At 71.7% G+C, this 26402-nt stretch carries 28 protein-coding genes; 11 read left to right on the top strand and 17 right to left on the bottom strand.

The window, feature by feature from the left end; genetic code table 11:
* Positions 1-147: 147 nt before the first annotated feature.
* On the bottom strand, positions 148-681 hold the full coding sequence (locus J5Y10_RS28445) for a Smr/MutS family protein (protein WP_209374255.1): 534 nt from the start codon (positions 679-681) through the stop codon (positions 148-150).
* Complete coding sequence (locus J5Y10_RS13200; protein WP_209374254.1) at positions 681-1499, bottom strand: LutC/YkgG family protein; 819 nt, start codon at positions 1497-1499, stop codon at positions 681-683. Before J5Y10_RS13200 ends, J5Y10_RS28445 begins: the two co-directional genes overlap by 1 nt.
* 238 nt (positions 1500-1737) lie before the next feature.
* On the opposite strand from J5Y10_RS13200, the gene J5Y10_RS13195 reads away from it, so the two are divergent.
* Entirely contained in the window at positions 1738-2601 is an 864-nt protein-coding gene (locus tag J5Y10_RS13195; protein WP_209374253.1) for a TetR family transcriptional regulator, read from the top strand.
* A 94-nt stretch (positions 2602-2695) separates the two neighbouring features.
* Positions 2696-3127 (top strand): phasin family protein, encoded by a 432-nt coding sequence (locus J5Y10_RS13190; RefSeq protein WP_209374252.1) that lies wholly within the window; start codon positions 2696-2698, stop codon positions 3125-3127.
* Positions 3128-3379: 252 nt separating this feature from the next.
* Here J5Y10_RS13190 and J5Y10_RS13185 read toward each other — a convergent pair whose 3' ends face one another.
* Positions 3380-3568, bottom strand: coding sequence for a DUF4169 family protein (locus J5Y10_RS13185; RefSeq protein WP_209374250.1), 189 nt, complete (start codon positions 3566-3568; stop codon positions 3380-3382).
* Positions 3569-3604: 36 nt separating this feature from the next.
* Here J5Y10_RS13185 and J5Y10_RS13180 point away from each other — a divergent pair, with 36 nt between their 5' ends.
* Positions 3605-4267, top strand: coding sequence for a dienelactone hydrolase family protein (locus tag J5Y10_RS13180; protein WP_209374248.1), 663 nt, complete (start codon positions 3605-3607; stop codon positions 4265-4267).
* Between the two features lie 12 nt (positions 4268-4279).
* Complete coding sequence (locus J5Y10_RS13175; RefSeq protein WP_209374246.1) at positions 4280-4468, top strand: hypothetical protein; 189 nt, start codon at positions 4280-4282, stop codon at positions 4466-4468.
* Between the two features lie 35 nt (positions 4469-4503).
* On the opposite strand, the gene J5Y10_RS13170 is transcribed toward J5Y10_RS13175, so the two are convergent.
* Positions 4504-4668 carry an alpha/beta fold hydrolase gene (locus tag J5Y10_RS13170; protein ID WP_209374244.1) on the bottom strand — a complete coding sequence of 55 codons (165 nt, stop codon included), beginning with the start codon at positions 4666-4668 and terminating at the stop codon, positions 4504-4506.
* 153 nt (positions 4669-4821) lie between these two features.
* Positions 4822-5514, bottom strand: coding sequence for a DUF1028 domain-containing protein (locus tag J5Y10_RS13165; RefSeq protein ID WP_209374242.1), 693 nt, complete (start codon positions 5512-5514; stop codon positions 4822-4824).
* Between the two features lie 140 nt (positions 5515-5654).
* Between J5Y10_RS13165 and J5Y10_RS13160 the strand changes: the two genes are divergently transcribed.
* On the top strand, positions 5655-7769 hold the full coding sequence (locus tag J5Y10_RS13160; RefSeq protein ID WP_209374240.1) for a YjbH domain-containing protein: 2115 nt from the start codon (positions 5655-5657) through the stop codon (positions 7767-7769).
* Positions 7770-7793: 24 nt separating this feature from the next.
* Here the strand turns inward: J5Y10_RS13160 and J5Y10_RS13155 are convergent, their stop codons facing one another.
* The 7 genes from J5Y10_RS13155 to J5Y10_RS13125 all read right to left on the bottom strand — a co-directional run bounded on the left by J5Y10_RS13155 (position 7794) and on the right by J5Y10_RS13125 (position 14799).
* Entirely contained in the window at positions 7794-8012 is a 219-nt protein-coding gene (locus J5Y10_RS13155) for a hypothetical protein (protein WP_209374238.1), read from the bottom strand.
* A 189-nt stretch (positions 8013-8201) separates the two neighbouring features.
* On the bottom strand, positions 8202-9170 hold the full coding sequence (locus J5Y10_RS13150; RefSeq protein WP_209374236.1) for a Bug family tripartite tricarboxylate transporter substrate binding protein: 969 nt from the start codon (positions 9168-9170) through the stop codon (positions 8202-8204).
* Positions 9171-9204: 34 nt separating this feature from the next.
* Positions 9205-10023, bottom strand: coding sequence for a sugar phosphate isomerase/epimerase family protein (locus J5Y10_RS13145; RefSeq protein ID WP_209374234.1), 819 nt, complete (start codon positions 10021-10023; stop codon positions 9205-9207).
* Entirely contained in the window at positions 10023-11183 is a 1161-nt protein-coding gene (locus tag J5Y10_RS13140) for a dihydrodipicolinate synthase family protein (protein WP_209374232.1), read from the bottom strand. Before J5Y10_RS13140 ends, J5Y10_RS13145 begins: the two co-directional genes overlap by 1 nt.
* A 1-nt stretch (position 11184) precedes the next feature.
* A complete protein-coding gene (locus J5Y10_RS13135) occupies positions 11185-12339 on the bottom strand; it encodes a Gfo/Idh/MocA family protein (RefSeq protein ID WP_209374230.1) in 1155 nt (384 codons plus the stop codon).
* An 81-nt stretch (positions 12340-12420) separates the two neighbouring features.
* Entirely contained in the window at positions 12421-13062 is a 642-nt protein-coding gene (locus J5Y10_RS13130) for a TetR/AcrR family transcriptional regulator (RefSeq protein WP_209374228.1), read from the bottom strand.
* A 303-nt stretch (positions 13063-13365) separates the two neighbouring features.
* Positions 13366-14799: a mannose-1-phosphate guanylyltransferase/mannose-6-phosphate isomerase gene (locus J5Y10_RS13125; RefSeq protein ID WP_209374226.1), complete on the bottom strand. Its 1434-nt coding sequence runs from the start codon at positions 14797-14799 to the stop codon at positions 13366-13368.
* 359 nt (positions 14800-15158) lie between these two features.
* Here J5Y10_RS13125 and J5Y10_RS13120 point away from each other — a divergent pair, with 359 nt between their 5' ends.
* Complete coding sequence (locus tag J5Y10_RS13120; protein WP_209374224.1) at positions 15159-16124, top strand: SMP-30/gluconolactonase/LRE family protein; 966 nt, start codon at positions 15159-15161, stop codon at positions 16122-16124.
* A 68-nt stretch (positions 16125-16192) separates the two neighbouring features.
* Positions 16193-17170, top strand: coding sequence for a hypothetical protein (locus J5Y10_RS13115; RefSeq protein ID WP_209374222.1), 978 nt, complete (start codon positions 16193-16195; stop codon positions 17168-17170).
* A 107-nt stretch (positions 17171-17277) separates the two neighbouring features.
* On the opposite strand, the gene J5Y10_RS13110 is transcribed toward J5Y10_RS13115, so the two are convergent.
* Positions 17278-19356, bottom strand: coding sequence for a caspase family protein (locus J5Y10_RS13110; RefSeq protein ID WP_245214683.1), 2079 nt, complete (start codon positions 19354-19356; stop codon positions 17278-17280).
* Between the two features lie 308 nt (positions 19357-19664).
* Between J5Y10_RS13110 and J5Y10_RS13105 the strand changes: the two genes are divergently transcribed.
* Positions 19665-19883, top strand: a complete 219-nt coding sequence (locus J5Y10_RS13105) for a hypothetical protein (RefSeq protein ID WP_209374218.1) — start codon at positions 19665-19667, stop codon at positions 19881-19883.
* 101 nt (positions 19884-19984) lie between these two features.
* Positions 19985-20461 carry a CYTH domain-containing protein gene (locus tag J5Y10_RS13100; RefSeq protein WP_209374216.1) on the top strand — a complete coding sequence of 159 codons (477 nt, stop codon included), beginning with the start codon at positions 19985-19987 and terminating at the stop codon, positions 20459-20461.
* A 32-nt stretch (positions 20462-20493) separates the two neighbouring features.
* Here the strand turns inward: J5Y10_RS13100 and hrcA are convergent, their stop codons facing one another.
* Positions 20494-21600 carry a heat-inducible transcriptional repressor HrcA gene (gene hrcA / locus J5Y10_RS13095; protein WP_209374214.1) on the bottom strand — a complete coding sequence of 369 codons (1107 nt, stop codon included), beginning with the start codon at positions 21598-21600 and terminating at the stop codon, positions 20494-20496.
* Positions 21601-22017: 417 nt separating this feature from the next.
* Between hrcA and rph the strand changes: the two genes are divergently transcribed.
* Together rph and rdgB are read left to right on the top strand one after the other, a co-directional pair.
* Positions 22018-22755: a ribonuclease PH gene (gene rph, locus J5Y10_RS13090; protein ID WP_209374212.1), complete on the top strand. Its 738-nt coding sequence runs from the start codon at positions 22018-22020 to the stop codon at positions 22753-22755.
* Positions 22752-23363, top strand: coding sequence for an RdgB/HAM1 family non-canonical purine NTP pyrophosphatase (rdgB, locus tag J5Y10_RS13085; protein WP_209374210.1), 612 nt, complete (start codon positions 22752-22754; stop codon positions 23361-23363). Before rph ends, rdgB begins: the two co-directional genes overlap by 4 nt.
* A 13-nt stretch (positions 23364-23376) precedes the next feature.
* On the opposite strand, the gene hydA is transcribed toward rdgB, so the two are convergent.
* From hydA to hemW, 3 genes are all read right to left on the bottom strand, one after another.
* On the bottom strand, positions 23377-24768 hold the full coding sequence (hydA, locus tag J5Y10_RS13080; protein ID WP_209374208.1) for a dihydropyrimidinase: 1392 nt from the start codon (positions 24766-24768) through the stop codon (positions 23377-23379).
* Between the two features lie 147 nt (positions 24769-24915).
* The gene (locus J5Y10_RS13075; RefSeq protein WP_209374206.1) at positions 24916-25134 is read right to left on the bottom strand and encodes a hypothetical protein; all 219 of its coding nucleotides are present in this window, start codon (positions 25132-25134) and stop codon (positions 24916-24918) included.
* Between the two features lie 16 nt (positions 25135-25150).
* Positions 25151-26380 (bottom strand): radical SAM family heme chaperone HemW, encoded by a 1230-nt coding sequence (gene hemW, locus J5Y10_RS13070; protein ID WP_342452909.1) that lies wholly within the window; start codon positions 26378-26380, stop codon positions 25151-25153.
* Positions 26381-26402: the final 22 nt, after the last annotated feature.

The raw sequence follows: 26402 nt of genomic DNA, 5'->3' as shown, positions 1-26402 counted from the left end.
AAGGGCCGGACCGTGCCCTCCACAAGGGAACAACGCGGCTCATCGCTCCGCAGCAGCCGGACGGGGTTCCCAGGGCCTCAGGCCCTGGGCGGGGTTTGAGGCACTGCCTCAAACCTGTGGAGAGGGCGGCGCCCTCTCCAAGCCCGATCAGCGCCGCCGCCGGAGAAGCAGGTGGACCGCGCCCGTATTGGCCCGTTGCGGATGCGCGGCGCCGAGGATCAGCGGGCGCACCGAGGGCAGGTTGAGCCAATGGGGCAGTTCGCGGCGGAGGATGCCGCCCTCCCCGCTGCCCTTGCCGGTGACGATGGCCACGCAGCGCACGCCCTCCGCATGGGCATCCCGGATGAAGGAGAGGGTGGCACCATAGGCCTCCTCGGCGCGGCGGCCGTGGAGGTCCAGCGTGCGCTCCGGGCGGATCTTGCCGCGGCGGAGGTCGCGCCAGCGGCGCTCGTCCATGCCGGCGCCGGGCTGGCCGACGGCAATGCCGGGCACGCGGGCGGGGGCGGCCGGGCGGGGCGCCGGTGCCGGGGGGCCGGCGGGGGCGGGCGGCGGCGCGGGAGGCTCGGGCGCAGGGGGCGGCGGGACGTCGCGGCCGGGCAGGGCCGACACGCCGTTCAGCGCAAGATAGGCGTGCCACAGGGCCCGCTCGGCCTGTGAGACAGGACGGGGACGGCGGGCCATCAGTCGGCGGGATTGGCGATCTCGCCGGGTCGGGCGATGGGCTCACGCGCCGCGGCCGGGCGGGGGTCCGCGGTTTCGGAGAGTTCGGTGCGGGCGGCGGGCGCGTCCTCGATCAGGATGACGTGCAGGCGGCGGGGGCCGTGGGCGCCGAGTTCCAGCGTCTGCTCGATATCGGCGGAGCGGGAGGGGCCGGTGACGAGCATGACGTTGCGGGGCATGAAGCCGCCAGAAGGATTTGGATTGGGCTCGGCGCCGCCGCGCTCGGCGCGCAGCCGGTCCCAGGCCTCCTCATAGGCGCCGAGGATGTCGGAGGCGCGCAGCACCGCGATCTCCGTCTCCGGCAGGATATTGAGGGTGGTCGGGCGCTCCGGGCCGGAGGGAAAGACGAGGGTGCCGGTTTCCGCCACACCGGCCCAGGCGTGCTGGACGGAGACGGCATCGCCCGGCACGGCGCGGCGCACCTCGAAGGCCAGCATCGGGCGTTCCGCCCAGGGCAGCGCCGCCAAGTCGGGGTGCGGGGCGAGGACGAAGCGCGGCTCCAGGTTCTGCGCGGCCAGGTAGTCGGCGATCGCGGCGGGAACGGAGGCGGCATCCTCCACCCGCTCCACCGTGCCGAACTCCTTCTCCACGTTCTTCACGAAGGCCGCGACCCGCTCAGGCCCGGAAAGGCGTGCCCGGGCGGGAATGAGGTGGCGGGGATGGGTGGCCAGCCGCCCGTCCAGCATCGCCGCCTGGTCGGCCGGCAGCACGCCCCGGCGCAGCCCGCGCCGGACGGTGCCGAGGATCGCTTCCCTGGATGCATCGGAACCCGTGGCCATGCGCCCTCGTAGCACATCCCCGGCCGGGGCACGCCAGGGCGGGGGATGGGGGTGGCGGCAGGATCTTCGCACGGAGGGTGGGGTTCGGCCGGAACGCCAGCGCGAGGTGCCGGCCATCCTCGCCCCGCCCCATCCAGGCCGCCGCCGTCCCGGCCGCGGTTTCCGGCCGTGCCCCCAAGCACATGATCTCCTGCGGTTGATCCATCCCGGGAATGGGCCATCTTGCAGGGCGATGGATATGCGCGACGCCCCCTCCCCGGCCCTTCTCGATGCCTTCTGGCGCGTGGTGGCCCAGCACGGCTGGCACGGCACCACCTTCGCCCGCATCGCGGCCGAGAGCGGGGAGAGCCTGTCCGACCTGCGCGGCCGCTATCCCACCCCGGTGGACCTGCTGCGCGCCCATGCCCGCACGGTGGACCAGGCGGTGCTGGAAGGGACCGTTCCCGGCCAGACCGGCTTCGGCACCGCGCGGGACCGGGTCTTCGACCTTCTGATGCGCCGGCTGGACGCGCTGCAGCCGCACCGGGAGGGCATCCTGCGGATGCAGCGGGACCTGATGCGGGACCCGCTCTCCGCCCTTTTCCTCTCCCCCATCCTCATGGCCTCCATGGCCTGGACCCTGGAGGGCGCGGGCGTCTCCACCGCCGGGATCGCGGGTGCCCTGCGGGTGCAGGGGCTGGTCGGCGTCTGGCTCTCCGTCGCCCGCGCCTGGGAGACGGATGAGAGCGTCGATCTCGGCCCCACCATGGCCGCGCTGGACCGCGCGCTGGACCGCGCGGAGAAGGTGGCCAGCACCCTGCGCCTGACGGAGGAGGAGCCGGCCCTGCCCGACCTGAACCCCGGCCCGGTGGAGGGCGTCGATTCCGCCCCGCCCGACATCGTGGATCCCCCCCTGGCGGATACGGGCATCATGCTGGCCGACGCCGATGCGGGCCCGGAGCAGCCCGGCGAGGGCGGCACCCCCGGCGTTGCCGCCGCCGAGCCGCTGCCCCCGGCCGAGCCCGTCCCGCCCTCCGCCCTCAGCCCCGAGGCGCCGGACGCACCGGCTACCCCGACCCCGCCGCGCAAGAAGGGCGGCTCGGGGCCGCTTTCGATCGCCTGACATCCGGCACTGACACGAGGCCTTCGCTGGACGCGCGCCGGCAGGCCGGGCAAGGATGGCGGGCTAAGCCACGAACGGAACCGGAGGAACACCCATGTCCGACCGCCCCACCCTCCCGCCGGAGATGGACCCGATGCGCCTCCTGTCCGAGATGCGACTGCCCATGATGGACGTGCAGGCTCTGGCCGACGCCCAGCGCCGCAACCTGGAAGCCCTTTCCGTGGCCAATCGCGTAGCGCTGGAAGGCGCGCAGGCCGTGGCCCGCCGGCACATGGAAATCCTGCAGCAGTCCATGGCCGAGATGACGGATGCCGTGCGCGGCGCCACCTCCGTCAGCAACCCGCAGGACCAGGCCGCCAAGCAGGCCGCGATGGTGAAGTCCAGCTACGAGAAGGCTGTGACCAACATGAAGGAACTGGCCGACCTCATCCAGAAGTCCAACTCCGAGGCGCTGACGGTGCTGAACAAGCGCTTCTCGGAAGCCATGGACGAGGTTCGCGGGCTGGTCGCGAAGAAGGAGGGCTGAGGCTCTGTCCCGGGGAGAGGAAGAAGGAATTCTTCCTCTCCCCGGCCCCCTCACCATCATCTTTCTCTAGTCGTTGGTCCGGCTTCGCTGACGGTGCGCCTCGGGTCGGCGACCCGAGGCTACTGCAGGGGCAGGATCAAGCCATCATACCGAAACCCCGTGTCAGGACGGCACGACGGCAGCCAGACGGGGATCCAAGGGCCTCAGGCCCTTGGCAGGGGTTCCAGGGGGCAGCGCCTCCTGGCCGCCAGATCAGTCCTCGCGTGGCGTCTCTACCCGCGCCCCGTCCAGCAGCGCGTCCCGTTTCGCCTTCGCCTCCGCGTCCTTCGCCCGCTCTGCCCTGGTGCGCCCATGGGCAGCGCGGTTGGCGGCGGCCTTCGCCTCCTCGGCCGCGCGGTCGCGCGCCTTGCGGGCCCGGTTCAGGTTGACGATCTCGGCCATGCGCTCAGGATAGCGCCCGATTCCCGGGAAGCCATCATGCAGATCGAACTGACCGCCGCCGACGGCCACCGCCTTTCCGCATGGCGGGCCGGGCCGGCGGACGCGCGGCGCGCCCTGGTGGTGGTGCAGGAAATCTTCGGGGTGAACCCTCATGTGAAGCGCCTGTCGGACCATCTGGGGAGTCTCGGCTGGGCCGTGATCACCCCCGCCCTGTTCGACCGGGCCGAGCGCGGCGTGGAACTGGGCTACGAGGCGGCGGACCGGGAGCGCGGCATGGCGCTTCGTAAGCAGGTGCCGGACGAGGGCGTGATGCTGGACGTGGAGGCGGCCGCGGCCGCCCTGCCGGCCGGGGCCGCGCGCGGCATCATCGGCTATTGCTGGGGCGGCACCATCGCCTGGTGGGGCGCCACGCGGTCCACCTCCTTCAAGGCCGCGGTCGGCTACTACGGCGGCGGCATCGCGGGCACGCGGACGGAGGTGCCGAACTGCCCGGTGCAGCTTCATTTCGGGGCGGAGGACAAGGGCATCCCGCTGTCCGACGTGGAACTGGTGCGCCAAGCCCAGCCGGAGGTGGAGATCTTCGTCTATCCCGGTGCCGGCCATGGCTTTGCCTGCGAGGACCGCGGCAGCTACGATCCCGCCGCGACGGAGCTGGCCGAGGGGCGCGCCCTTGCCTTCCTCGGCAAGCACATGGGCTAGGGGATCCGGACCATGCTCCGCACGATCGTCGGTATCGTCATCTTCCTCGTCCTGCTGTCGGTGATGCCTTATCTCTGGCCGGACAGCTTCTCCCAGCCGCCGATCGTCATGATCGTCCTGCTTGCCATCGCGGCGGTGGTGGCCTTCCTCGTCGGGCGCCGGCGCCGCCAGCGCGGCTGGGGCACCAGTTCCAGCGCCTGAGCGGCTCGTCCGCGTCAACGCGGGTCAGGACGACGTTATGGGGTCTGGCTGCCCTGGCCTGCGTCTTTCTCGGGAAGGCTCGGGAATCCGAGGATTTTCGCGTTGATCCTCTCGGGCTGCTCGATGTGCAGCCGGTGGCTGGCGCCATCGATGATCCTCAGTTCCCCGTCGTCGCACCGCGCCAGCCCGGCCTCGGCCACTTGCCGATCCAGGAGACTGTCCTCGCCCGCATAGAGGATCAGGGGCGACGCCCGTGCCGCCGAAGGCACCGCATCCCAGCCCCGGTTTTTCGCGGGTTGGCCGGGCAGCCCCGGCTCAGCGGCCCATGGCAGGCACGGGGATGCCGTGGCGCCTTACGCGGTATTTCCCGGGGGGCTGACGGAGCCCGCGGCGCCGCCACGCGCCCGGTCCGGGTCCAGAACCCGCAGCACGAACTCGTCGATCTTCGGCGCCCAGTCCTTCCAGAGCCCGGCCAGTTCCGCGATCGGCGCCGCCGCGCGGTCCACGCGAAGGTCGGCCAGGGCGAAGTCCTGGTCGCCCCAGACCTCCAGCACGGCGGAGAAGACCGGCCCGTGCTCGCCCCCTGCCGCTTGGCCCGCGGCCAGGCCTGCCAGCAGGCGGTCGCCCAGCGGCGCGGCAGGGTCGGCCTCGAAGGCCCGCAGCATCGCTGCCGGAACCGCCTCGTTCGCGAGAATATTGCCGAGCGCCACGCAATCCTGCCCCTGGGCCGCCGCCCGCGCCGGCTTCACCCGGGCGCCGTGGTGATGTGCACTGCGCCCCGTGGCGTCCAGCGCGGCAAGCTGCCGCCAATCCGCATGAGGGGTTGAGGCCACCAGCGCCGCCACCGTCTCCGCCGCCCCGCAGCCGCTCCGCAGCAGCGCCAGCCCGCGTGGGCCGAGGCGCGGATCGGTCCGGTGCTGTGTCAGCACCGCCCCGATGCCGGGCGCCACATGCTGGATGCGCGCCCCGACGGCGAGGTCCGAGGTGGCGCCCGCCGCGCCGATCTGGCCCGTGCGCGCGCAGCGACCGAGGAGCGAGAAGGTCATGCCCCGATCCTGGGAGCGTGGCCGGAGGGTGTCCATCCCCCGGATTTCGCGCGGCGGTCGCGGGTTCCGGCTTGTCTTCCTTCCATCCCCATGGCCAAACACATCACGGAAATGCGATCAACCTTTTCATAGCCATACTCATGCGTGCTGCCCGGCTCGCCCTGCTGCTCGGTCTCCTCGCCGTCCCGGCCGGGGGTGAGGAAGTGCCGGCCACGGGGGGCGATTTCGGCGGGGCCGGGCTGATCGAGAGCCGGAACGCCCGCTTCCGCGAGGACGGCACGCTTGAGGCCGGCGGCACGTACCGCCACCAGCGCCGCTTCTGGTTCGTGAACTTCCAGGCGCTGCCCTTCCTGGAAACCACCTTCCGCCTGACGGAGCGCCTGAACGCCACCACGGGTCGCGGCAGCACCACGGACCGCGCCTTCGACGTGAAGCTGCGCCTGCTGGAGGAAGGGCCCTGGACCCCCGCGGTGGCGGTGGGGCTGCAGGACCTGATCGGAACGGGCATCTATGGCGGGGAATACCTCGTCGCCTCCCGCCGCTGGGGGCCGCTGGACGTCTCCTTCGGCCTCGGCTGGGGGCGACTGGGCACCACGGGGACGATCAACAACCCGCTGACCGACCTCTCCGAGAGATTCCGCACCCGCCCGCGCGATGTCGGGCGCGGCGGCACGCTGCGGCTGGACTTCTTCCGCGGGGAGGACGTGTCCCTGTTCGGCGGGGTCGAGTACAGCATCCCGCCCCTGGAGACGCCCTGGGGCACCCTGGACGGGGTGCGCGCCAAGGCCGAGTGGTCCGGCGACGCGCTGCGCGACGAGCGCGGCGGCTACCCCGCGCGCCGCGGCGATCCCGAAGGCCGCGCCCGCAGCCCCGTGAACCTTGGCCTACAGTGGCAGGGCGAGCACGTGGACGCCTCGCTCGCCTTCGTCCACGGCACGGATGCCCTCGTCCGCCTCTCCCTTCGCATGGACCCCGCCAACCCGCCGGAGGCCCCGCGGCTGCGCCCCGTGCCGCCGCTGCCCGCCCGCCAGCCCCGCGCCGGCACCGGGGACGAGCGGGCCCGCGCCGCCTTCGAGGCCCTGCGCGGCGCAGGCTTCCGCCCCCTGGCCTATGAGGAGCGCGGCCCCGAGGCCCGCATCGCCGTGGCCGAGGGCAACCAGCGCACCCTGCCCGGCGTCGCCTCCCGCGTGCTGCGGGCCGTGAACGGCATCCTGCCTCCGGGGGTGGAATCCCTGCGTCTCTCCTGGTGGCAGGCCGGTGCGGAAACCGGCGCGATCCTCATTCCCCGCCACAGCCTGGAGGCCGCTTCCACACCCTTCGGCAGCGTGGAGGAGGCCTGGTCCGCCACCACGCTCCTCCCCGCCACCGGCCCGGATTTCACGAAGGACTGGCCGGGCGCCTTCACCGAGCCCGGCCCGAGCTGGGACCTGGTCCTGGAGCCCCGCCTGAACCTTCAGCTCGGCGATCCCTCCCGCACCCTGCGCTACCAGGGCGCCGTCGCTGCCGGGGGGCGCGTGGAGTTCGGCCACGGCATCAGCGCCGCCGGGGCGTTGCAGCAGGCGGTGTTCGGGAACCTCGACCGCGGCCTGCCCTCGGACAGCCGGATCCCGCATGTCCGCAGCGACTACGCGCTGTATGCGCGCGACGGGAAGACCTCGATCCCCGGCCTCTATGCGGAGCGCGTCTGGAACCTCGCCCCGGATGTCTTCGCCCGCGCCACCGCCGGGCTGCTGGAGCCGATGTTCGGCGGCGTCTCCACGGAAGTCCTCTGGCGCCCCGCGGATCGTGGCTTCGCCTTGGGCCTGGACCTGAACGTCGTGCAGCAGCGCGATACGAAGGGCCTCCTCGGCTTCCGCGACTACAACACCGCCACCGGCCACCTCTCGCTCTACGCCGATCTTCCCGTGTGGAACCTCTACGGGATCCTCCGCGCCGGCCGTTACCTGGCCGGGGACTGGGGCGCCACGGTCGAGATGGGGCGCCGCTTCGACAGCGGCATCGAGGTCGGCGGCTTCGCCACCTTCACGAACGTCCCCTTCTCGAGATTCGGCGAGGGTTCCTTCGACAAGGGCATCTATGTCCGTGTCCCCCTCTCGATCTTCGGCGGGGAATCCCGCGGCACCGGCACCGCCGTGATCCGCCCGGTGCAGCGCGATGGCGGGCAGCGCCTGGCCGTGGACAACCCGCTCTGGGAAGTGACGCGCGCCGGGCGGGAGGATGCCGTCCGGCGCGGGGCCGGCGCCTACGCCCGCTGAACCGGCAGCCCGACCAGCGCACGCCTAGATGTGAGACGTTCCAGCTCCGGCACCGGAGGGGGCGCCCAGCGGCCAGGGCTCGGACGGTTCCTGCTCCGCCAGCAGCGCGCCGGTGTTGCGCAGCACCGCCGAGAACTCCGGCACGCCCAGGTAGTCCGCGGCCCGCGCCAGGTTCTCCAACTCACGGATCAGGTTCCGCAGTTCCAGCCGGAGCTCCCGGATCACCTCTTCCTTGGTCATCAAGCCCCCGCCCCATCCTTCCGCGCGATTGGCAAGCCCCTGGAAGGCCGCCCACGCCTGCCTCCGGCACCGGGCCGGCAGCCCGGCGAGGTCCGACGGGCGCGGCGCGGCGCCGTCAGCGCTACGGAGGAGGAGCAGGTCTGGATGCAGCGACGCCCAAAGAATCTTTCACTCGCGCAGAAAGGGCGGGTCCTAGTTCACGGTGATCTTCGCTTCCCGCACCACGCGCCCCCAGGTCTCCACCTCCTGGGCCATCTTCGCCTTCAGCTCGTCCGGCGTGGAGGACACGGCATCCGCCCCCGCCGCCTTCAGCCGCTGCTGGATCGCGGGATCGGCCAGCGCTTCCCGCAGCACGGCGCTGAGGCGGCTGACGACCGGGGCCGGCGTGCCGGCGGGCGCCAGCACGGCGCCCCAGGAGGTGGCCTCGGCGGCGGGCAGGCCGACTTCCCGCATCGTCGGCACGTCCGGCAGGGAACGGCCGGGGCCGGTGGTCGCCAGCACCCGGACCTTGTTGCCCTGGATCATGCCGATCGCGGAAGGGAGCTGGTCCAGCATGAACTGCACGTTGCCCGCCACCGTGTCGTTCAGCGCCGGGGCGCTGCCGCGATAGGGCACGTGCGTCACCTCCACCTTCGCGGCCAGCCGGAACAGCTCCGCCACCATGTGGGTGGATGAGCCCGAGCCGGCGGAGCCGTAGCTCACCTTGCCCGGGTTCTCCCGCAGGTAGGCGACGAACTCCTGCGCCGTGCGGGCCGGCACCTTCTCGTTCACGATCAGCACGTGATCGGTGGCGAAGGCCATGCCGATCGGGGCGAAATCCTTCACCGCGTCGAAGCCTGTCGTGGCGTAGAGGTGCTGGTTGATCGTCAGCGTGCCCGTGGTGCCCATGACGATGGTGGTGCCGTCGGGGGCGGATCGCGCGGCGTTCTCCATGCCGATATTGCCGCCGGAGCCCGCGCGGTTCTCCACCACCACGGCCTGGTGCAGCCGTTCCCCCATGCGGTCGGCCAGCACGCGCGCCACCACATCCGTCGCGCCGCCGGCCGCGAAGGGGATCACGAAGCGGATGGGGCGCGAGGGCGTCCATTCACCTTGCGCCAGCGCGGGCGCGGCCAGAAGCGACGCGGAGGCACCGAGAAGATGACGTCGGGTGATGCTCATTCCTGTGTTTCCCCAGTTTCTTTTCTTTGGACGCTCAGCAGGCGGAGGCGTGTCTCCGCCCGATCTCTTCCAGCACCTCGTCCGGGTCTGCGGCCCACCAGCGGCGGGAGAGGATCTCCACCTCCGTATGGCCGCGGTAGCCCTGCGCCTCGACGGCCGCGCGGATGCCGGGGATGTCGATCACGCCCTCGCCGGGGAGGCCGCGGTCGAAGACCGTGTCGGTGGTCGGCACCAGCCAGTCGCAGACATGGAAGGCAGCGATGCGCGTTCCGGCGCGCGCCACCTGCTCGCGCAAGGCCGGGTCCCACCATACGTGGTACACGTCCAGCGCCACGCCGCTGCCCGCGCCCAGCTCGTCGCAGAGGTCCAGCGCCTGACCGAGCGTGGAGAGCACGGAGCGGTCCGCGCAGGTCATGGGGTGCAGCGGCTCCAGCGCGATCGTCACGCCCGCCGCGCGCGCTTCCTCCATGATGGCGTGCAGCCCGTCGCGCACCATCGCGCGGGCGCCGTCCAGGTCCTTCGAGCCGGGCGGCAGTCCGCCGCAGACCATCACCAGGCAGGCCGCGCCGATGGCCTGCGCTTCCGCGATGGCGCGGCGGTTATCCTCGATCGCGGCGGCGCGCCCGGCGGCATCGGCCGCCGGGAACATGCCGCCGCGGCAGAGGCCGGAAACGGAGAGCCCGGCATCGCGGATGGCCCGCGCCGCCTTCTCCACCCCCATGGCCTGCAGCACGTCGCGCCAAGGGGAGATGCCGGGGATGCCGTGGCGCGCGCATCCTTCGATGCACTCCGCCAACCCCCACTTCTCCTTTACCGTGACGGTGTTGAGCGAGAGCGGCCCCGGGGCGCCCATCACGCAATTCCGTGCAGCGCGAGCAGCGACCGCATGCGCGAGGCCGCCATCTCCGGGTCGCGCAGCAGCCCCGCCCTGTCGGCCAGACGGAACAGCTCCGCGAAGTGCTGGATGGAGCGCGTGGATTGCTGCCCGCCCACCATCACGAAGTGGTCCTGGTGCCCGTTCAGCCAGGCCATGAACACCACGCCCGTCTTGTAGAACCGCGTGGGCGCCTTGAAGATGTGGCGGGAGAGCGGGACGGTCGGCGCCAGGATCTCGTGGAAGGTGGAGAGGTCGTTGCGCGACAGCGCGGCCAGCGCCCCGCCCACCGCCGGCGCGATCGGATCGAAAATACCGAGCAGCGCGTCCGAATGCCCCTCGGCATCGCCCGCGATCAGCTCCGCGTAGTTGAAGTCGTCGCCGGTGTACATGCGGACGCCCTTGGGCAGGCGCCGCCGCATGGAAACCTCCTTCCCGTCGTCCAGGAGCGAGATCTTCACGCCGTCCACCTTGTCCGCGTGCGAGGCGATGACGTCCAGCGCCACCTCCATCGCCGCCATGTGGTCGTGGTGGCCCCAGTATCCCTCCAGCGCCGGATCGAACATCTCGCCCAGCCAGTGGATGATCACGGGCTGCCGCACGGAGGAGAGCACGCGGTCATAGACGCGCACGTAGTCGTCCGGAGACTTCGCCGCCTTCGCCAGCGCGCGCGACGCCATCAGAATGATGCGCCCGCCCATGCCCTCGACGGCCGCGCACTGCTCCTCATAGGCGCGGATCACGTCGTCCACCGTCACGTCGGGAGATGGCGCCAGATGGTCGGTTCCCGCGCCGCTGGCGATCACCGCATCGGGGAAGTCCTTCGCGGCGTCGAGGGAACGCCGGATCAGCTCCTGCGCCCCGTTCCAGTCCAGCCCCATGCCGCGCTGCGCCGTGTCCATCGCCTCCGCGACGCCCAGTCCCAGCGACCAGAGGTGCCGGCGAAAGGCGATGGTGCGGTCCCAATCCACCTTCACGTCCAGCCAGGGATCCTGCTCCGCCAGCGGGTCGGCCACCACATGGGCGGCGGCATAGGCCACGCGCGGATAGGGCGGCTTCGCCACCGCGAAGATTCCCGGCGCGCCCGTGGTGTAGGCCTCGATCGCGCCGCCAGGCGTCGGCAGGTTCAGCACCGCCATGTCACGCCTCCAGCTTCGGCAGGTCGATCCAGCGCCGCTCCGCCCAGGACTTCAGCCCGGCTTCCGCCAGTTGCACGCCCTTCGCGCCCGCCATCAGGTCCCAGGGATAATCCGCCCGCTCGCCCGCCACGTATTTCAGGAACTCCTCCCACTGCACGCGAAAGCCGTTCGGATAGGGCTGGGTGTCCGGCACCTTCTGCCAGCCCTCGTAGAAGTTGATGGTCTGCGGCACGTCCGGGTTCCAAACGGGCTTGGGCGTGTTCACCCGCGCCTGGGTCCAGCAATCCGTCAGCCCGCACACCGCCGATCCGTGCGTGCCGTCCACATGGAAGGTCACGAGATCGTCGCGCCGGACCCGCGTGGTCCAGGAGGAGTTGATCTGCGCGACGATGCCGCCCTCCAGCTCGAAGGTGGCATAGGCCGCGTCGTCCGTGTCCGCGTCGTAGGGCTTGTCGTTCTCGTCGTAGCGCACGGGAATATGCGTGGCGCCAAGGCAGGAGACGGACTTCGTCTCGCCGAAGGTGTTGTCCAGCACATAGCGCCAGTGGCAGAGCATATCGAGGATGATGCCGCCGCCCTCGGCCTTCTTGTAGTTCCAGCTCGGCCGCTGCGTCGGCTGCAGGTCGCCCTCGAAGACCCAGTAGCCGAACTCCCCGCGCACGGAGAGGATGCGGCCGAGGAAGCCGCTGTCGATCACCATCTTCATCTTGCGCAGGCCCGGCAGGAACAGCTTGTCCTGCACCACGCCGTGCTTGATGCCCGCCGCCTTCGCCACGCGCACCAAGTCCAGCGCGTCCTCCAGGTTCTCCGCCGTCGGCTTCTCGGAATAGACGTGCTTGCCGGCCCCGATCGCCTTCTTCAGCAGCTCCGCCCGCATCTGCGTCGTCGCCGCGTCGAAGAACACCGTGTCGTCCGGGTTCGCCAGGCAGGCGTCCAGGTCGGTGCTGACCCGCTCCACCCCGTGCGCCTTCGCCAGCGCCTCCAGCTTCTCCCGGTTGCGGCCCACGATAATCGGGTCCGGCATGATCCGGTCCCCATTCGGCAGCGCCACGCCCCCTTCCCGCCGGATGGCCGCGATGGAGCGGATCAGGTGCTGGTTCATCCCCATCCGTCCGGTCACGCCGTGCATGATCAGGCCGATACGCCGCTGCGCCATTCGCGCTTCCTCCCCGGGAGTTCTTAGGTAACCGCGTGGTTACCTAAGCGCCCGGGGCCGCATCTCGTCAAGCGCCTTGCGTCAGGGCCGCAGCCAGCCCAGCACCACCTCCACCGCATGCGCCTCCCGCGCCTCGATCGCCGCCTCCGCGCCCAGCCCTGCCCCGAAGATGGCGGAGAGGGTGTGCAGGTTCGACACGTAGAAATGCCCTAGCGAGACGAGGGTGATGTAGGCCTGCATCGGGTCCACCCCCGCGCGGAACACTCCGCCGTCCGCGCCCCGCTGCAGCACCGCGCTGAGGGATTCTAGCAGCGGGGAGTACAGCGCCGGCACCCGCTCGCTCCGCGCCAGATAGGCGGCGCGGTGCAGGTTTTCCTGGTTCAGCAGTGCCACGAATTCCGGGTGCCGCGCCGTGTAGCGCAGGTTGAAGCGCACCAGCCGCGCCATGGCCTCGGCAGGCGGCAGGCCGTCCACCTGCAGGGCCCGCTCCTCCCCCCGCTTATGGGCGTAGGCGGCCTCCAGCACCGCCACCCACAGGTCCTCCTTGTTGCCGAAATAGGCGTAGAGCATCCGCTTGTTGGCGCCGGCCCGCGCCGCGATCTCGTCCACCCGCGCGCCCGCCAACCCGTTGGCGGCGAACTCCGCCCTTGCGGCGTCCAGGATGCGCTGGCGCGTGGCCTCGGCGCGGGGGCTCTGCGGGATGGTTCGGGCGGGCGCGTCCATGCGCGCCATCCTGTCGGCGGTGGCGGAAATGACAAAGGGCGAGCGGGCGGCCCCGGGGAGAGGGAGAACGAATTCTCCCTCTCCCCGGCCCCCTCACCCTCATCTTTTTCTCAGAGGCTGCCGCGGAATGCGGAACTGGAACGCGCCGAGCGACCAAGCCGCTCGGCGCGGGATCATGCCCCCGAGTCGACGGAAAACGTCTGCTGCGCGGGCCAGCCGAGCATTCCGCGGCAGCCCGATAGAGACAGATGAGAGGGGGGCTAGGCGGAGAGAATTTCCCCCTGGAACCGCGTGAGCGCCGCCTCAGACCCGCCCGTAGGTGTCCTCGAACCGCACGATGTCGTCCTCGCCGAGGTAGGAGCCGGACTGCACCTCGATCAGGGTCAGCGGGATCATCCCCGGGTTCTCCATCCGGTGCACGCAGCCCAGCGGCAGGTACACGGACTCGTTCTCCCGCAGCAGGATGCGCTCCGCATCGCGCTCCACGATGGCGGTGCCGTTCACCACCACCCAGTGCTCGGCGCGGTGGAAGTGCTTCTGGAGGGAGAGCTTCTGGCCCGGCCGCACCAGGATCTTCTTCACCTGGAAGCGCTCGCCCTGGATCAGGCCCTCGTAGTGGCCCCAGGGGCGGTACATGCGGCGATGCGCCCCGGCCTCCGGCCGCTTCTTCGCCTTCAGCTGGTCCACCAGCTTCTTCACGTCCTGCGCGCGGTCGCGCGGCAGGGCCAGCACCGCGTCCTCGGTGGCCACCAGCACCACGTCGGAGAGGCCGACAACGGTCGTCAGGATCCCCTCGGACCGCACGTAGCAGCCCTTGGCGTCCAGCAGCTCCACGGGCCCGTGGGTGGCGTTCCCCGCCGCGTCCTGCGGGCTGGCCTGCCACAGCGCGTCCCAGGACCCGACGTCGGACCAGCCGATATCGGCCGGCACCACCGCCGCATGGGCCGTCCGCTCCATCACCGCGTAGTCGATGGAGATGTTCGGGCTCTCCGCGAAGCCCGCGCCGAGGCGCACGAAGTCGAGGTCCCGCGTGGCCTCCTCCACGGCGGTGCGGACGGCAGCCACCAGCTCCGGCTGCAGCCGCTCCAGCTCCGCCAGAAGGGTCGAGGCGCTGGCGACGAACATGCCGGCGTTCCAGAGGTGCTTACCACCTTCCAGGAAGGCCTGGGCGCGCGCCTGATCGGGCTTCTCCACGAAGGAGGCGATGGCAGAGACGCCCGGCGCCTCGGCCAGCGGGGCGCCCGCCTCGATGTAGCCGAAACCCGTCTCGGGGCTCTGCGGGCGCATCCCGAAGGTGACGATCCGCCCGGACTTGGCCGCCGTGCAGGCCAGGCCCAGCGCGGCGTGCAGCGCCGGCAGGTCCTTCACCACGTGGTCGGACGGCATGACCCAGAGGAGGGAGTGCGGGTTCTCCTCAGCCGCCAGCACGGCGGCGGCGGCGATGGCGGGGGCGGAGTTGCGGGCCGCCGGCTCCAGCACGATCCGCGCGCCGCCGGCGCCGACCGCGATCCCGGCATCGCGCAGCTGCTCGGCCACCAGGAAGCGGTGCGCCTCCGCGCAGACCACCATCGGGGGCGCGAAATCCGGCCCGGTGCCGCGCGCCACCGTCTCCTGCAACATGCTGGCATCCGAGATCAGCGGCCAGAACTGCTTGGGGAACCCCTCCCGCGACAGCGGCCAGAGACGGGTGCCGACCCCGCCCGACAGGACCACGGGCACGACACGATCCTGGGACATGGCTTCTCTCGGCAAGGTAGGTGGGGAACCCACGGGCAAGGGGCTCCGGGAGTAAAGGAGCCCGGCCCAAAAGGAAAGCCGCCCCGGCGGCCGGGGCGGCCCTCCTGCTACGCCGATGGGGCGTCTCCGGCGGGGATCTCCGTTGGGCGCCCCCGTCCGGGCGCCCGCCCGGGCCCGGTCCTAATGCAGGACGCCGAAGAGCCAGAGCAGGATGATGATGGGGATGGGAATGCCGATCAGCCACAGAAGAATGCCGCGCATCGTGTTGCCTCCTTAGGGTATGTTGCTTCCCAACGAGGGGACTTGCGGCGGGTTGCGGCGCCTTGCAGCCTCCCCACATGGAAACGCCCGCTTCGCAGATGCCCCGTTCGCCGATGCCGTGGACGAACGAGGCCCCCTGGACCCCCACGGCCCGTTATCCCGACCCCCGCCTACGGGACCTGGACCCCTCCTTCGCCCGCTACCGCGTGATGAACGCCCCCGTGCAGAAGCTCGCCGGCGGCACGCGCTGGGGGGAAGGCCCGGTCTGGTTCGGGGACCACCGCTGCCTCCTGTGGTCCGACGTGCCGGAGGACCGCATCCTTCGTTGGGACGAGGCGACCGGCGCCACCACCGTCTTCCGCGGCCCCTCCAACTTCGCTAACGGCAATGCGCGGGACCGGGAGGGGCGCCTGGTCACCTGCGAGCACGCCACCCGCCGCGTGACCCGCACGGAGCATGACGGCCGCATCACCGTGATCGCGGACCGCTACCAGGGGAAGCGCCTGAACTCCCCCAACGACGTGGTGGTGAAGTCCGACGGCACGATCTGGTTCACCGACCCGCCCTTCGGCATCCTCTCCGACAACGAGGGTGAGCGGGCGGAGCAGGAACTGCCCCAGAACCTCTACTGCGCCGACCCCGCCCGCGGCACGCTGGAGGTGGCGGCGGAAGGGATCGAAGGCCCGAACGGCCTCGCCTTCTCCCCCGGCGAATCGATTCTCTACGTGGTGGAGAGCCGCACCAATCCCCGCAAGATCCTCGCCTTCGACGTCGGCGCGAACAACCGCCTCGGCAATCGCCGCGACTTCATCACCGCCGAGCCCGGCGGCACCCCGGACGGCTTCCGCGTGGACGAGGACGGCAATCTCTGGTGCGGCTGGGGCATGGGCACGCCGGAGCAGGACGGGGTGCGGATCTTCAATTCGGCCGGTGCCCCGATCGGCCATATCGACCTGCCGGAGCGCGCGGCCAATCTCTGCTTCGGCGGGCTGCGGCGGAACCGCCTGTTCATCACGGGCGCCCGCTCCCTCTACGCCGTCGTGGTGAACACGCGCGGGCTCTGATCCCCGAAAGATCGACAACCGCAACGATCCGGCGCACCCTTCGCCCTCTCGGCGAGGGGGAGCCCCCGATGGATTTCAGCGTCAGCCGCGCCCTGTGGCTCATGGCGCGCACCGCGCCCTGCCTGGGCCTGCGCGCCCTCGTCTATCTCGGCATGGCCGTCGCCTACATCCTCGTCACCGGCCTCGGGGCGGGCATCGGCTTCGGCCTGGGCGGCTTCGGGGGCCCTGACGCGCGGCTGGGAGGTGCCTTCTGGGGCGGCGCCATCGGCTTCGGCCTCATCGCCGGAATCCTTTACCTGCTGCGCGAGTACGTCCTCTACGCCGTCAAGGCCGGCCACCTCGCCGTGCTGGTGGAGCTGATGGACAACCGCCCCCTGCCGGAAGGGCAGGGCCAGGTCGCCTACGGCACCGCCGTCGTCCGCGCCCGCTTCAAGGAAACGAGCGTCCTCTTCGGCATCGACCAGCTCGCCAAGGGCGTCATCCGCGCCGTCACCGGCCTGGCGCGCGGGATCGCCGACCTCATCCCCCTGCCGGGGATGGACGCCCTGGCCACCCTGATCGGCGCCTTCCTGCGGATCGGCGTCGGCTTCGTGGACGAGGTCATCCTCGCCCACGCCATCCGCCACCGCGCCACCGATCCCTGGGCCTCCGCGCGGGAGGCCCTGGTCCTCTATGCCCAGAATCACGGGGCCATGCTCCGCAACGCCGCGGTCCTCGCCCTCATCACCTACGGCCTCGCCTTCGTCGTCTTCCTGCTGCTCCTAGCCCCCGCCGCCGCCCTCGCTTTCCTCATGCCAGGCGGGTGCAGCGCGGCCGGGGTCCTCTTCGCACTGATCCTCGCCTGGGGCGTGAAGGCCGCGCTGCTGGAACCGCTCGCCATCGCCTGCATGATGCAGGCCTTCTTCGCCGTCACCGACGGCCAGGCCCCGGACCCCGCCTGGGACGCCCGCCTGGATTCCCTCTCTGGCAAGTTCCGGGAACTGAAGGACCGGGCCGCGAACAGCCTCGGCACCCCCATCCCCGTCTCGCCCTGGGTGCGGTCGTGACCGCCGTCACGCCTTTGTTCTGACGCGTCCGGTGAGAGGAAGAATTCCTTCTTCCTCTCCCTGACCACAGCCCGACAGCGGAAGGCCGGAATCAGCGCCCGGCGCCGTCACGCACCGCTGAGGGCGTTGGCCGAGCCGACGAGGCTGTTGAAGCGGGATAGGACATCGTTCTCGTAGCCGGTCCGGAAGCTGAAATAGAGGTCCTCGATCGGCCTGCGGGCGCGAAGCTGGCGCAGCAGGTAGCGCGAAATCGTCAGGAACTCGCCCGCGCTCTTCAGGTAGAAGTTGATCCGGATCGCGCCGCCCGTGCCGAACATCGCCTCGCTGACGGTGCCGTCTCCGCCGCGCACGCGGGACTGCAACTCGTTCAGGCTGCGCTCGTAGAGGTCGATCTCCGCCTGCAGCCGGTTCTGGTCGATGCCACGCGGATCCTTGCCGCCCTCCAGTCCGGCCACCATGAACCCCAGCAGCTGCCGCGCCTGGGTCAGGTTGCTCTGCACCAGCACCTGCGCGGGCCGGATCTCCGGTCGTGCCCCGCTCAGGTAGGTCTCGCGCTCCGCCGGCACCAGGGCGCGCAGGGCCTCCGTCAGCCCGATCCGTGCCGTCAGGAAGTCCCGGTAGGCCGCGATGATGCCGGGATGCATGGCACGCCCACGGGCGAAGCGATCGTCCAGGAAGTTGTTCGCATCGTAATAGGGCCGCGCCTGCTCCAGCACCCCCATCAGCGCGTTCGCGGCGGCGACGAAGCGCTCGGCGGCGATCGGCAGGGGCTCGGCCTGCACCGGCGCGGGCCGGGCACCCGGCGGCGGGCGAGGGAGCGCCAGGGGCTCGGTGACGTCCGCGAAGACGGCCGCCCTGGCGGAGCCACTTCCGCCGCCCGCCAGCGCCAGGGAGAGCTGGCGAAGCGCCTCCCGCTCGGTCGGACCGAAGACGTTGGGGAAGCTGACCGAGGTCTCCCGGCCGGTCGGGCCACGGTCCGGGTTGAACTCCCGCGCATAGCCCAGATAGCCGTGCTCGGCGGAGCGCCCGACCTCGTTCAGCGCCCGCACGCTCGCCAGGAACAGGCTCGGCACCGCCTCTGCTGGCGGCCGGGCAGGCGTGGGTGGCCGGTTGGGCCGGAAGGAGGGCAGCGCCGCCAGCGCCTCCGGCTTCCCGGGCAGCGGCGGCGGCGCGAGGCGCGCGCGGGCCAGCTCGGCATAGCGCCCCTGCGGAAACTGCGAGAGGTAGGCGCGGTACTCCGCGGGCTGGTTGCTGTTCGCCACGGACTGCCAGAACTGCTGGTCCGGGTCGGCGGCGGGCTGCGGCACGGCGCCAGCGCCGGGGGCGGCGGCAAAGAAGAATTCGCCCTCGATCGGCGAGCTGGATACCCAGGGCTGCTGGTCCCCCGCCGTCTCGCGCTTCACCGCCAGGCCGACCTGGTTGAACAGGCGGAAGACGTCCAGCCCGGGCTGAACCAGCGTCGCTGCCAGGGCCGAGGAGAAGGGGCTGTTGGCCCCCGCCCCGTCCTGGGCGACGTTGCCGGGCTGGGTGGCATAAGCGATCAGGGTGCCCTGGGGCGCGCGCATCTCGGCCAGCCCGCCACTGGAGGACCGTAGGCCGCGCCCGCCGAACGGGTTGTTGCGGCAGGCATCGAGGATGAGGATGTTCAGCTTCGTCCGGGCGAACTGCATCTGCTTCAGCACCAGCTCGGCATCGACCATCTGGAAGTCGACATCCCTCGGCCCCGTGGGGTTGGCGCCCACCGGCACCAGCCAGTTCGTGCCCCCGATCTGCAGCCCGTGGCCCGCGTAGTAGAACAGGCCGACATCGGCGTCCTGAAGCGCCGCGCCGAATTGCTGCACCACCCGGTCGAACCCGGGCTTGTCGAGGTTCAGCTGCGGGCCGCCCCCGACGAGGTCGAAGCCGAGGCCCTTGAGGGTGCCGGCGATCAGCGTCGCGTCGTTGGCGGGGTTGGCCAGCGCCCCGAGGCTCCGGTAGGCGCTGTTGCCAACCACCAGCGCGATCCGCCGCGCCGGGGAGGGCTGGGTCGGGGAAGACTGAGGCGGGTCCGCCGCCAGGGCCGCACCGGGCAGCAGCAGGATCACGAGCAGCGCGCCGCGGAGCCCGCGCGCAAGCGCCGCCGTGATGCCCCGCCAAACCGAAGGGCGAGGATGGGTAGGGCGGGTCATCGCGGCGTGCGTGGCCATGGTCACGGGAACCTCCGACGGCGCCCCACCGGGTCTCGGGCACCGGGCCTCGGGCATTGGGCCGCGCTGCGGGAACCGGGGAGTGCCAAGACGGGATCATGCTGTCGTTCCGGCTGTCAACGCCGCTGATCCCCTCCCCTGCCCGGGCGCGCCGGCGTTCCATGCGGGGACGTCGCGCGGGAGGGGAAGGCAGGCCCGGCGAACCCGGATAGGATGGCCGCCAAGGATGGCGCGGAGCCTGCCGCCAGGGTCAGGCCCGGCGCCGGACTCGCCGCCGCTGACAGGCATTGTTGAGGACCGATCCGGCCATGGCTTCCCGAAGCGCCCTTCTCGCCCTTCTCGCCCTCACCGTCGCCGGGTGCGGCGGGGTGGAGATGATCGACGTGCACAACACCGCCACGGGCCAGTTCGCGCGCTGCGAGGTGCCGGCGGCGGACGCATCCCTCTCGCCGGCCCTGCTGCGGAACGGCTCCTCCCGGGCCTGCCCGGCCGACCTGGCCGAGGCGGGCTGGGTGCGGACGCGCTGAAAGCTCCGCGGAAACCTCGGCCCCGCCAGCGCGGGCCCGGGGGGTTCCACGGGAGGGCGCCTGCGCTACATGGCGGGCCTTCGGCAGCAGGGCCCCTCTCCATGCCTATGGAAATCGAGCGCAAGTTCCTGCTCGTCGGTGACGGCTGGAAGGCGGGGGTCGTGGAGACGCGCCGCCTGAGGGACGGGCTGCTGGCCCGGTTCGGGGAGGGCAAGGTCCGGGTCCGGCACGGCGGGGACCGCGCCTGGATCACGGTGAAGGGCCCGCGAGACGGCATCAGCCGGGCCGAGTTCGAGTACGAGATCCCGCTGACGGAGGCGGATGAGATCTTCGCCCTCTGCGACATGCCGCATGTGGAGAAGGTCCGCCACATCGTGCCCTATGGCGGGCTGACCTGGGCGATCGACATCCACCAGGGCGCCCTCTCCGGCATCGAGTTCGCCGAGGTGGAGCTAGAACACCCGGACCAGCCGATCCCCATGCCCCCCTGGGCGGGGGAGGAGGTCACGCACGACCTCCGCTACCGCAAGGCCACCCTGCTGGAGCACAACGCGGCGCTGCTGAGAACCAAGTCCTGAGATGAGGGGCTAAGGAGCCCCGGGGCGACGCCCTATCCGAGCATCCGCCCGATCACCTGGGCCGTGTAGTCCACCACCGGGATCACCCGGCCGTAGTTGATCCGCGTGGGCCCGATCACCCCGATCGCGCCCACGATCTTCTCCTGCCCGTTGCGGAAGGGCGCCACCACCATGGAGAGGCCGGCGGTGTCGAAGACCCCGCTCTCCGCCCCGATGAAGATCTGCACGCCCTGGCCGCGCTGGGCCAGTTCCAGCAGGCGCAGCATCGTCTCCTGCGCCTCCAGCCGGTCGAAGAGGGACTGGATCTCGGCCACCCGCGCCGCCTGGTCCAGGTTCTGCAGAAGGCGGGACTGGCCGCGCAGGATCAGCGATCCGCCCCCGCCCCCCGCCCAGGTCGCGAGGCCGGACTGCACCACCTGGTTCGTCAGCGCGTCCAGCGCCGTGCGGTTGGCCGAGATCTCGCCCTCGACCAGGGCCCGCGTTTCCTCCAGCGTGCGCCCGTTCAGGCGGGTGTTCAGGTAGTTGCCGGCCTGCGCGAGCGCCCCGGCCGGAAGGCCCGCCGGCACCTCGATGATGCGGTTCTCCACCTGCCCGCGCTCCCCCACCAGCACCACCAGGGCGCGGCCGGGGCCAAGGGCCACGAACTCGATGTGGCGGAGGTTCGATTCGGCATTCGGCGCCACCACCAGCCCCGCGGCGCCGGCAAGGCCGGAGAGCATCTGCCCGGCCTCCGCCAGCGTGTCCTGCATGGAGCGGCCGGAGGCGGCGCAGCGGGCCGCGATCGCCTCCCGCTCGTCATCCGTCAGGTCGCCGAATTCCAGCAGCCCGTCCACGAACAGGCGCAGCCCCCGCTCCGTCGGCAGCCGCCCGGCGGAGGTATGGGGGGCATAGAGCAGCCCCGCCTCCTCCAGGTCCGCCATCGCGTTGCGGATGGTGGCCGGCGACAGGGCGCTGGGCAGGCGGCGGGAGAGGGTGCGGCTGCCCACCGGCTCGCCGGTCTCCACGTAGAGTTCCACCACTTGGCGCAGGATGGACGCGCTGCGGTTGTCCAGCCCCGGCAAGATGCTGCCGCTGGCCGCAAGGGGGGAACTTGCCCGGATCGGTCCGGGCCCGGGGCGATGGTTGGGCTGGGCGCCCATTCGGTTGTTCGTCTCCAGGGAAGCGGACCCTGAAAGCTAGGGAGCGCCCCCCGCGACGTCAACGAAAGCCACCATTCATCGCGCCCCGCATCACGCGATCGCGGTCAGCCCCCCGTAAGGCAGGCCCGCCACAATCGGTCACGGGGCGGACATCCTTCCGTCTCAACCCCCTGCCCCAATGCCGTCAGGGGATGCGGAGGCCACCATGGGCGAGACGCAAAAGGGATCGGCACAGGGGCGGGGCCTTCCTTCCGTGGGGGCCTGGGCCGCGATGCTGACCCTCTGGCTGCCCCCCGGCGACCTGGCCGCCGCCGAGGTGGCACGGGAGCAGGCGCCGGTGGAGGTTCAGGTGGAAGCGTTGACAGCGGAGGGGTCGGGCGTGTTCCTCCCGCCTCCCTCGCAGGAGAGTGCCCGCCCATGTCCGCCGCCTCCACCGGACTCCGCCCCTCCGGCCGAACCGCCGACCAGCTGCGCGATCTGAAGCTCGAGCCCGGCTTCGCCCGCCACGCGGAGGGCTCCTGCCTCATCCGCATGGGCGTCACGGAAGTGCTCTGCACCGCCAGCGTGGAGGGCCGCGTTCCCCCCTTCATGCGTGGCAAGGGCGAGGGCTGGGTCACGGCCGAGTACGGCATGCTCCCCCGCGCCACCCACAAGCGCGGGGAGCGGGAGGCGGCGCGCGGCAAGCAGTCCGGCCGCACGCAGGAGATCCAGCGCCTGATCGGCCGCAGCCTGCGCGCCGTGACGGACCGCGCCGCCATGGGCGAGATGACGATCACGCTGGACTGCGACGTGCTGACGGCCGATGGCGGCACGCGCTGCGCTGCCATCACCGGCGCCTGGGTGGCCCTGCACCTGGCCTTCCAGCACCTGATGCGGAACAACATCATCGCCCGCAACCCGATGGTGGACCAGGTGGCCGCGGTCTCCTGCGGCATCCACAACGGCGTCCCCGTGCTGGACCTGGACTATGCCGAGGACAGCGCGGCCCATACGGACGGCAACTTCGTCCTCACCGGCCGTGGCGGCATCGTGGAGATCCAGGCCACCGCGGAGGGGGCGCCCTTCACCGATTCCGAGCTGACAGGCCTGATCTCCCTCGCCCGCGCCGGCACGGATACCCTGTTCGCCGCCCAGCGGGAGGCTGTCGGACTGTGACCCGCGCCCTTACGGAGAAGCGCCTCGTCCTCGCCACCCACAATGCCGGCAAGGCGCGCGAGGTCGCGGCCCTGCTGGCGGAGCACGCGATCGAGGTGATCACCGCCGGCAGCCTCGGCCTGCCCGTGCCGGAGGAGACGGAGAACACCTTCGTCGGCAATGCCACGATCAAGGCCCTGGCTGCCGCCCGCGCCAGCAACACCGTGTCGCTGGCCGATGATTCCGGCTTCTCAGTCGCCGCGCTGGACGGCGCGCCGGGCGTCTACACGGCGGACTGGGCGGAGCAGCCGGACGGCACGCGCGACTACGCGGCCGCGATGGCGAAGGTGGAACGCCTTGCCCGCCACTCCCCGGACCGCAAGGCCTGGTTCTCCTGCGCGCTCGTCCTGGCCTGGCCGGACGGGCACGTGGAGTCCTTCCTCGGCGAATCCCACGGCGTCTGGGTCTGGCCCGCGCGCGGGGAGAAGGGCTTCGGCTACGACCCCATGTTCGTCCCGGACGGCGAGACGCAGAGCTTCGCGGAGATGGACCCGGCCCGGAAGCACGCCATCAGCCACCGCGCCGCCGCCTTCAGGCTTCTCTCCGAGGCCTGCCTGCCGCGGCGCTGAGTAGTAGGCGCGCCTAGCGCGCCTGCGGCCCGCGCGGCATCCACTGACCGGTGCCGGGGCGGGCCAGCACCACATCGTCCTGCATCACCACCTCCCCGCGCCGGATGGTGGCGGCGGGCCAGCCCACCACCTCCAGCCCCTCATAGGGGGTGTAGTCCACGGCGTGCTGCATCAGGGCGTTGGTGAGGGTCACCGGCCGCTCCGCGTCCCACAGCACGAGGTCGGCGTCGCTGCCGACGGCGATCACGCCCTTGCGCGGGTAGAGGCCGGCGATGCGCGCGGGGTTCTCCGCCACCAGCTTCACGAAGGTCGACAGGTCGATGCGGCCCTTCGACACGCCCTCGGAGAAGACGATCGGCAGGCGCGCGGCGAGGCCGGGCACGCCGTTGGGGATCACGTCGAAGGCGGCGTCGCGCCCGTTCTTCGCCTTGCCGCGCGCGCCCTCGAAGGAGAAGGCGCAGTGGTCCGAGGTGATCATGTCCAGCACGCCGCGCCGGAGCATGGACCACACGCCCGCATGGTCCGCGGCGCCGCGGGGCGGCGGGCTGCACATGAACTTCGCGCCCTCAAAACCCGGCCGGTCCATGTCCTCGGCCGTCAGCGTCACGTATTGCGGGCAGGTCTCGCCCTTCACGGCCACGCCGCGCGCCTGGGCGCGGGCGATCTCCTCCGCCACCTCCGCGCAGGAGACGTGGAAGATGTGGATGGGCTGGCCCACCAGCTCCGCCAGCGCGATGGCGCGCGCCGTCGCCTCGCGCTCCACCACGGGCGGGCGGGACAGGGCGTGGAACTTCGGCGCCGTGCAGCCATTCGCCAGCAGCGTCGAGACGGCGAGGTTGATGGCGTCGTAGTTCTCGCAGTGGACGTGCACCATCAGTCCGTTGCGCTTGGCGGCCTGCAGCACGCGCAGGAAGGCGGCGTCGTCCAGGTGGACGTTGTCGTAGGTCAGGAAGGCCTTCAGGCTGCCGATGCCGTCCGCCACCAGGGCCGGGATCTCCGCCAGCGCGGCGTCCGAAGGGTCCGCCACGATCTGGTGGAAGCCGTAATCCACCATGGCGCCCGCCGAGGCGCGCTCCCGGTTGGACCGGTGCCGCTCCAGCAGCGTCCCGCCCTTCTCCTGGGTGGTGTGGCAGACCACGCTGGTGGTGCCGCCGGCGAAGGCGGAGCGGGAGGCACTCTCCCAGCTCTCCTCCTGGTACCCGCCCTCGGGCAGCGGCTCCTCGATGTGGCAGTGCGTGTCCACGCCGCCGGGCATCACCAGCAGCCTATCCGCCCGGATCACCTGCCGCGCCTCGTCGATCCGCTCCGCAAGGGCGGCGATGCGGCCGCCGGAGATGCCGATGTCGCAGCGGACCACCGCATCGCCCAGCACGGCCGTGCCACCGCAGATCGCCAGATCGTACATGCCGAATCCCCTCGTCGTCCGGGGAGGTTAGGCGGGCCCGCGGGAAAGGTCAGCCCGGGTGCCCGTCCCCGTTCCCCGCCACGGGGATGTCCGGGCCGACAGCGCGACGGAGGGCCCGGGAGGACGGATCCCGCCCTGCCGGCCGCCTCAGTTCTTCCGGACGGAAGCCTGGGTGAGCGCCATGGTCAGGTCCACGCGCTCCACCTCCCAGGCATCCGCGATCTCGTGGATGATCCGGGCCATGCGCTCGCGGCGCCCCGGGGTGCCCGCGGGCTGGTCCCGGATCAACTCGTCGGCCGCGAAGGCCGCCTGGGCGGCGGCGATCGCGCCAGCCATGGGGGATGTCTCGCCTGTCTCTTCGCTCATCTCTTCGCCTCCCGCTTCAGCGCAACAGAACGGGCAGGATGGCGTCCAGCCTCAGCCGCCCTTCGATCGTGGCCTGCAGCCGGCCATCCGGCAGCCACCGCAGGTAGTCCTCCTCCATCAGCGCATCCAGCATCGCGCGGTCCACCACCGCGTCGAAGCCCAGCCCGCTGCGGGCGGCAATGCGGGCGGGGGCCACGCCCTCGGCCAGGCGCAGGCCCATCAGCATGGCCTCGCGGCCCCGCTCCACGGGCGTCAGCGCCTCCTCCTCCACCCGGGCATGGCCGTCGCGCTCCACGCGCTCCAGCCAGATCTCCGGCGCGCGGTGGCGGCGGGCGGCCAGCACGTCAAACCCTTCCGGGCCGGCGCGCGTCAGCCGCTGGTGGGCGCCGGCGCCGATGCCCAGGTAGTCGGCGTAGCGCCAGTAGGCCAGGTTGTGCCGGCTCTCCGCACCCGGCTTCGCGTAGTTGCTGACCTCGTAGGGCTCCAGCCCGAAGCGCGCCGCCTCCTCCACCGTCGCGGCGTAGAGGGCGGCCGCCTCGTCGTCCTCCGGCAGGCGGAAGGCGCCGCGCGCGTGCTCGGTCGCGAAGCGCGTGCCCGGCTCCACCGTCAACTGGTAGAGCGAGAGGTGGTCGGCGGCCAGGGACAGCGCCCGCCGCAGCTCCGCCCGCCACTCCGCCATGGACTGGCCTGGGCGGGCGTAGATGAGGTCGAAGGACAGACGCGGGAAGGTGGCGCGGGCATGCTCGAGCGCCGCCACCGCCTCCCCCGCCGAGTGGTTGCGGCCGAGGAAACCCAGCGAGGCCGCATCCAGCGCCTGCACGCCCAGCGAGAGGCGGTTCACCCCGGCCTCCCGGAAGGCCCGCAGCTTTCCCGCCTCCACGCTCGTCGGGTTGGCTTCCAGCGTGATCTCCAGGTCATCCTCGGGCTGGAACAGCGCCGTCGCGCGGGCGATCAGCGCCGCCACCGCATCCGGCGGCATGAGGGAGGGGGTGCCGCCGCCGAAGAAGATGCTCGCCAGCCGGCGCCGGGTGCTGCCCCCCTGAGCGCGCGCCGCCTCGTGCTCCAGCTCGGCCAGCAGGGCGCGTCCGTGGCGCCCCGCGTCCACCTCCGGGCGGACATGGGAGTTGAAGTCGCAGTACGGGCACTTGGCGGCGCAGAACGGCCAGTGGATGTAGAGGGCCAGCGGCTCCGCCGCCGTCGCATCGGAGATGGCGGCGGCCGGGGCCAGGGTCAGGGCTTCGGTCACGTTGTTGTCCACTGCGGGGATA

The organism is Roseomonas indoligenes (assembly GCF_017813365.1).
GTDB lineage: Bacteria > Pseudomonadota > Alphaproteobacteria > Acetobacterales > Acetobacteraceae > Roseomonas > Roseomonas indoligenes.
This window is presented reverse-complemented; position numbering and strand designations above follow the sequence as displayed.

What these genes read in the sequence shown, in the direction of transcription:
- J5Y10_RS13110 (WP_245214683.1), bottom strand. Translation starts at nt 19,356, where the DNA reads ATGGCCACGCACGCCGCGATGACCCGCCCTACCCATCCTCGCCCTTCG.
- J5Y10_RS13125 (WP_209374226.1), bottom strand. Translation starts at nt 14,799, where the DNA reads ATGTCCCAGGATCGTGTCGTGCCCGTGGTCCTGTCGGGCGGGGTCGGC.
- J5Y10_RS13160 (WP_209374240.1), top strand. Translation starts at nt 5,655, where the DNA reads ATGCGTGCTGCCCGGCTCGCCCTGCTGCTCGGTCTCCTCGCCGTCCCG.
- J5Y10_RS13100 (WP_209374216.1), top strand. Translation starts at nt 19,985, where the DNA reads ATGCCTATGGAAATCGAGCGCAAGTTCCTGCTCGTCGGTGACGGCTGG.
- J5Y10_RS13140 (WP_209374232.1), bottom strand. Translation starts at nt 11,183, where the DNA reads ATGGCGGTGCTGAACCTGCCGACGCCTGGCGGCGCGATCGAGGCCTAC.
- J5Y10_RS13200 (WP_209374254.1), bottom strand. Translation starts at nt 1,499, where the DNA reads ATGGCCACGGGTTCCGATGCATCCAGGGAAGCGATCCTCGGCACCGTC.
- hrcA (WP_209374214.1), bottom strand. Translation starts at nt 21,600, where the DNA reads ATGGGCGCCCAGCCCAACCATCGCCCCGGGCCCGGACCGATCCGGGCA.
- J5Y10_RS13175 (WP_209374246.1), top strand. Translation starts at nt 4,280, where the DNA reads ATGCTCCGCACGATCGTCGGTATCGTCATCTTCCTCGTCCTGCTGTCG.
- J5Y10_RS13145 (WP_209374234.1), bottom strand. Translation starts at nt 10,023, where the DNA reads ATGGGCGCCCCGGGGCCGCTCTCGCTCAACACCGTCACGGTAAAGGAG.
- J5Y10_RS13190 (WP_209374252.1), top strand. Translation starts at nt 2,696, where the DNA reads ATGTCCGACCGCCCCACCCTCCCGCCGGAGATGGACCCGATGCGCCTC.
- J5Y10_RS28445 (WP_209374255.1), bottom strand. Translation starts at nt 681, where the DNA reads ATGGCCCGCCGTCCCCGTCCTGTCTCACAGGCCGAGCGGGCCCTGTGG.
- hydA (WP_209374208.1), bottom strand. Translation starts at nt 24,768, where the DNA reads ATGTACGATCTGGCGATCTGCGGTGGCACGGCCGTGCTGGGCGATGCG.
- J5Y10_RS13135 (WP_209374230.1), bottom strand. Translation starts at nt 12,339, where the DNA reads ATGGCGCAGCGGCGTATCGGCCTGATCATGCACGGCGTGACCGGACGG.
- J5Y10_RS13195 (WP_209374253.1), top strand. Translation starts at nt 1,738, where the DNA reads ATGCGCGACGCCCCCTCCCCGGCCCTTCTCGATGCCTTCTGGCGCGTG.
- rph (WP_209374212.1), top strand. Translation starts at nt 22,018, where the DNA reads ATGTCCGCCGCCTCCACCGGACTCCGCCCCTCCGGCCGAACCGCCGAC.
- J5Y10_RS13105 (WP_209374218.1), top strand. Translation starts at nt 19,665, where the DNA reads ATGGCTTCCCGAAGCGCCCTTCTCGCCCTTCTCGCCCTCACCGTCGCC.
- J5Y10_RS13185 (WP_209374250.1), bottom strand. Translation starts at nt 3,568, where the DNA reads ATGGCCGAGATCGTCAACCTGAACCGGGCCCGCAAGGCGCGCGACCGC.
- J5Y10_RS13130 (WP_209374228.1), bottom strand. Translation starts at nt 13,062, where the DNA reads ATGGACGCGCCCGCCCGAACCATCCCGCAGAGCCCCCGCGCCGAGGCC.
- J5Y10_RS13180 (WP_209374248.1), top strand. Translation starts at nt 3,605, where the DNA reads ATGCAGATCGAACTGACCGCCGCCGACGGCCACCGCCTTTCCGCATGG.
- J5Y10_RS13120 (WP_209374224.1), top strand. Translation starts at nt 15,159, where the DNA reads ATGCCCCGTTCGCCGATGCCGTGGACGAACGAGGCCCCCTGGACCCCC.
- J5Y10_RS13115 (WP_209374222.1), top strand. Translation starts at nt 16,193, where the DNA reads ATGGATTTCAGCGTCAGCCGCGCCCTGTGGCTCATGGCGCGCACCGCG.
- J5Y10_RS13075 (WP_209374206.1), bottom strand. Translation starts at nt 25,134, where the DNA reads ATGAGCGAAGAGACAGGCGAGACATCCCCCATGGCTGGCGCGATCGCC.
- J5Y10_RS13165 (WP_209374242.1), bottom strand. Translation starts at nt 5,514, where the DNA reads ATGACCTTCTCGCTCCTCGGTCGCTGCGCGCGCACGGGCCAGATCGGC.
- J5Y10_RS13150 (WP_209374236.1), bottom strand. Translation starts at nt 9,170, where the DNA reads ATGAGCATCACCCGACGTCATCTTCTCGGTGCCTCCGCGTCGCTTCTG.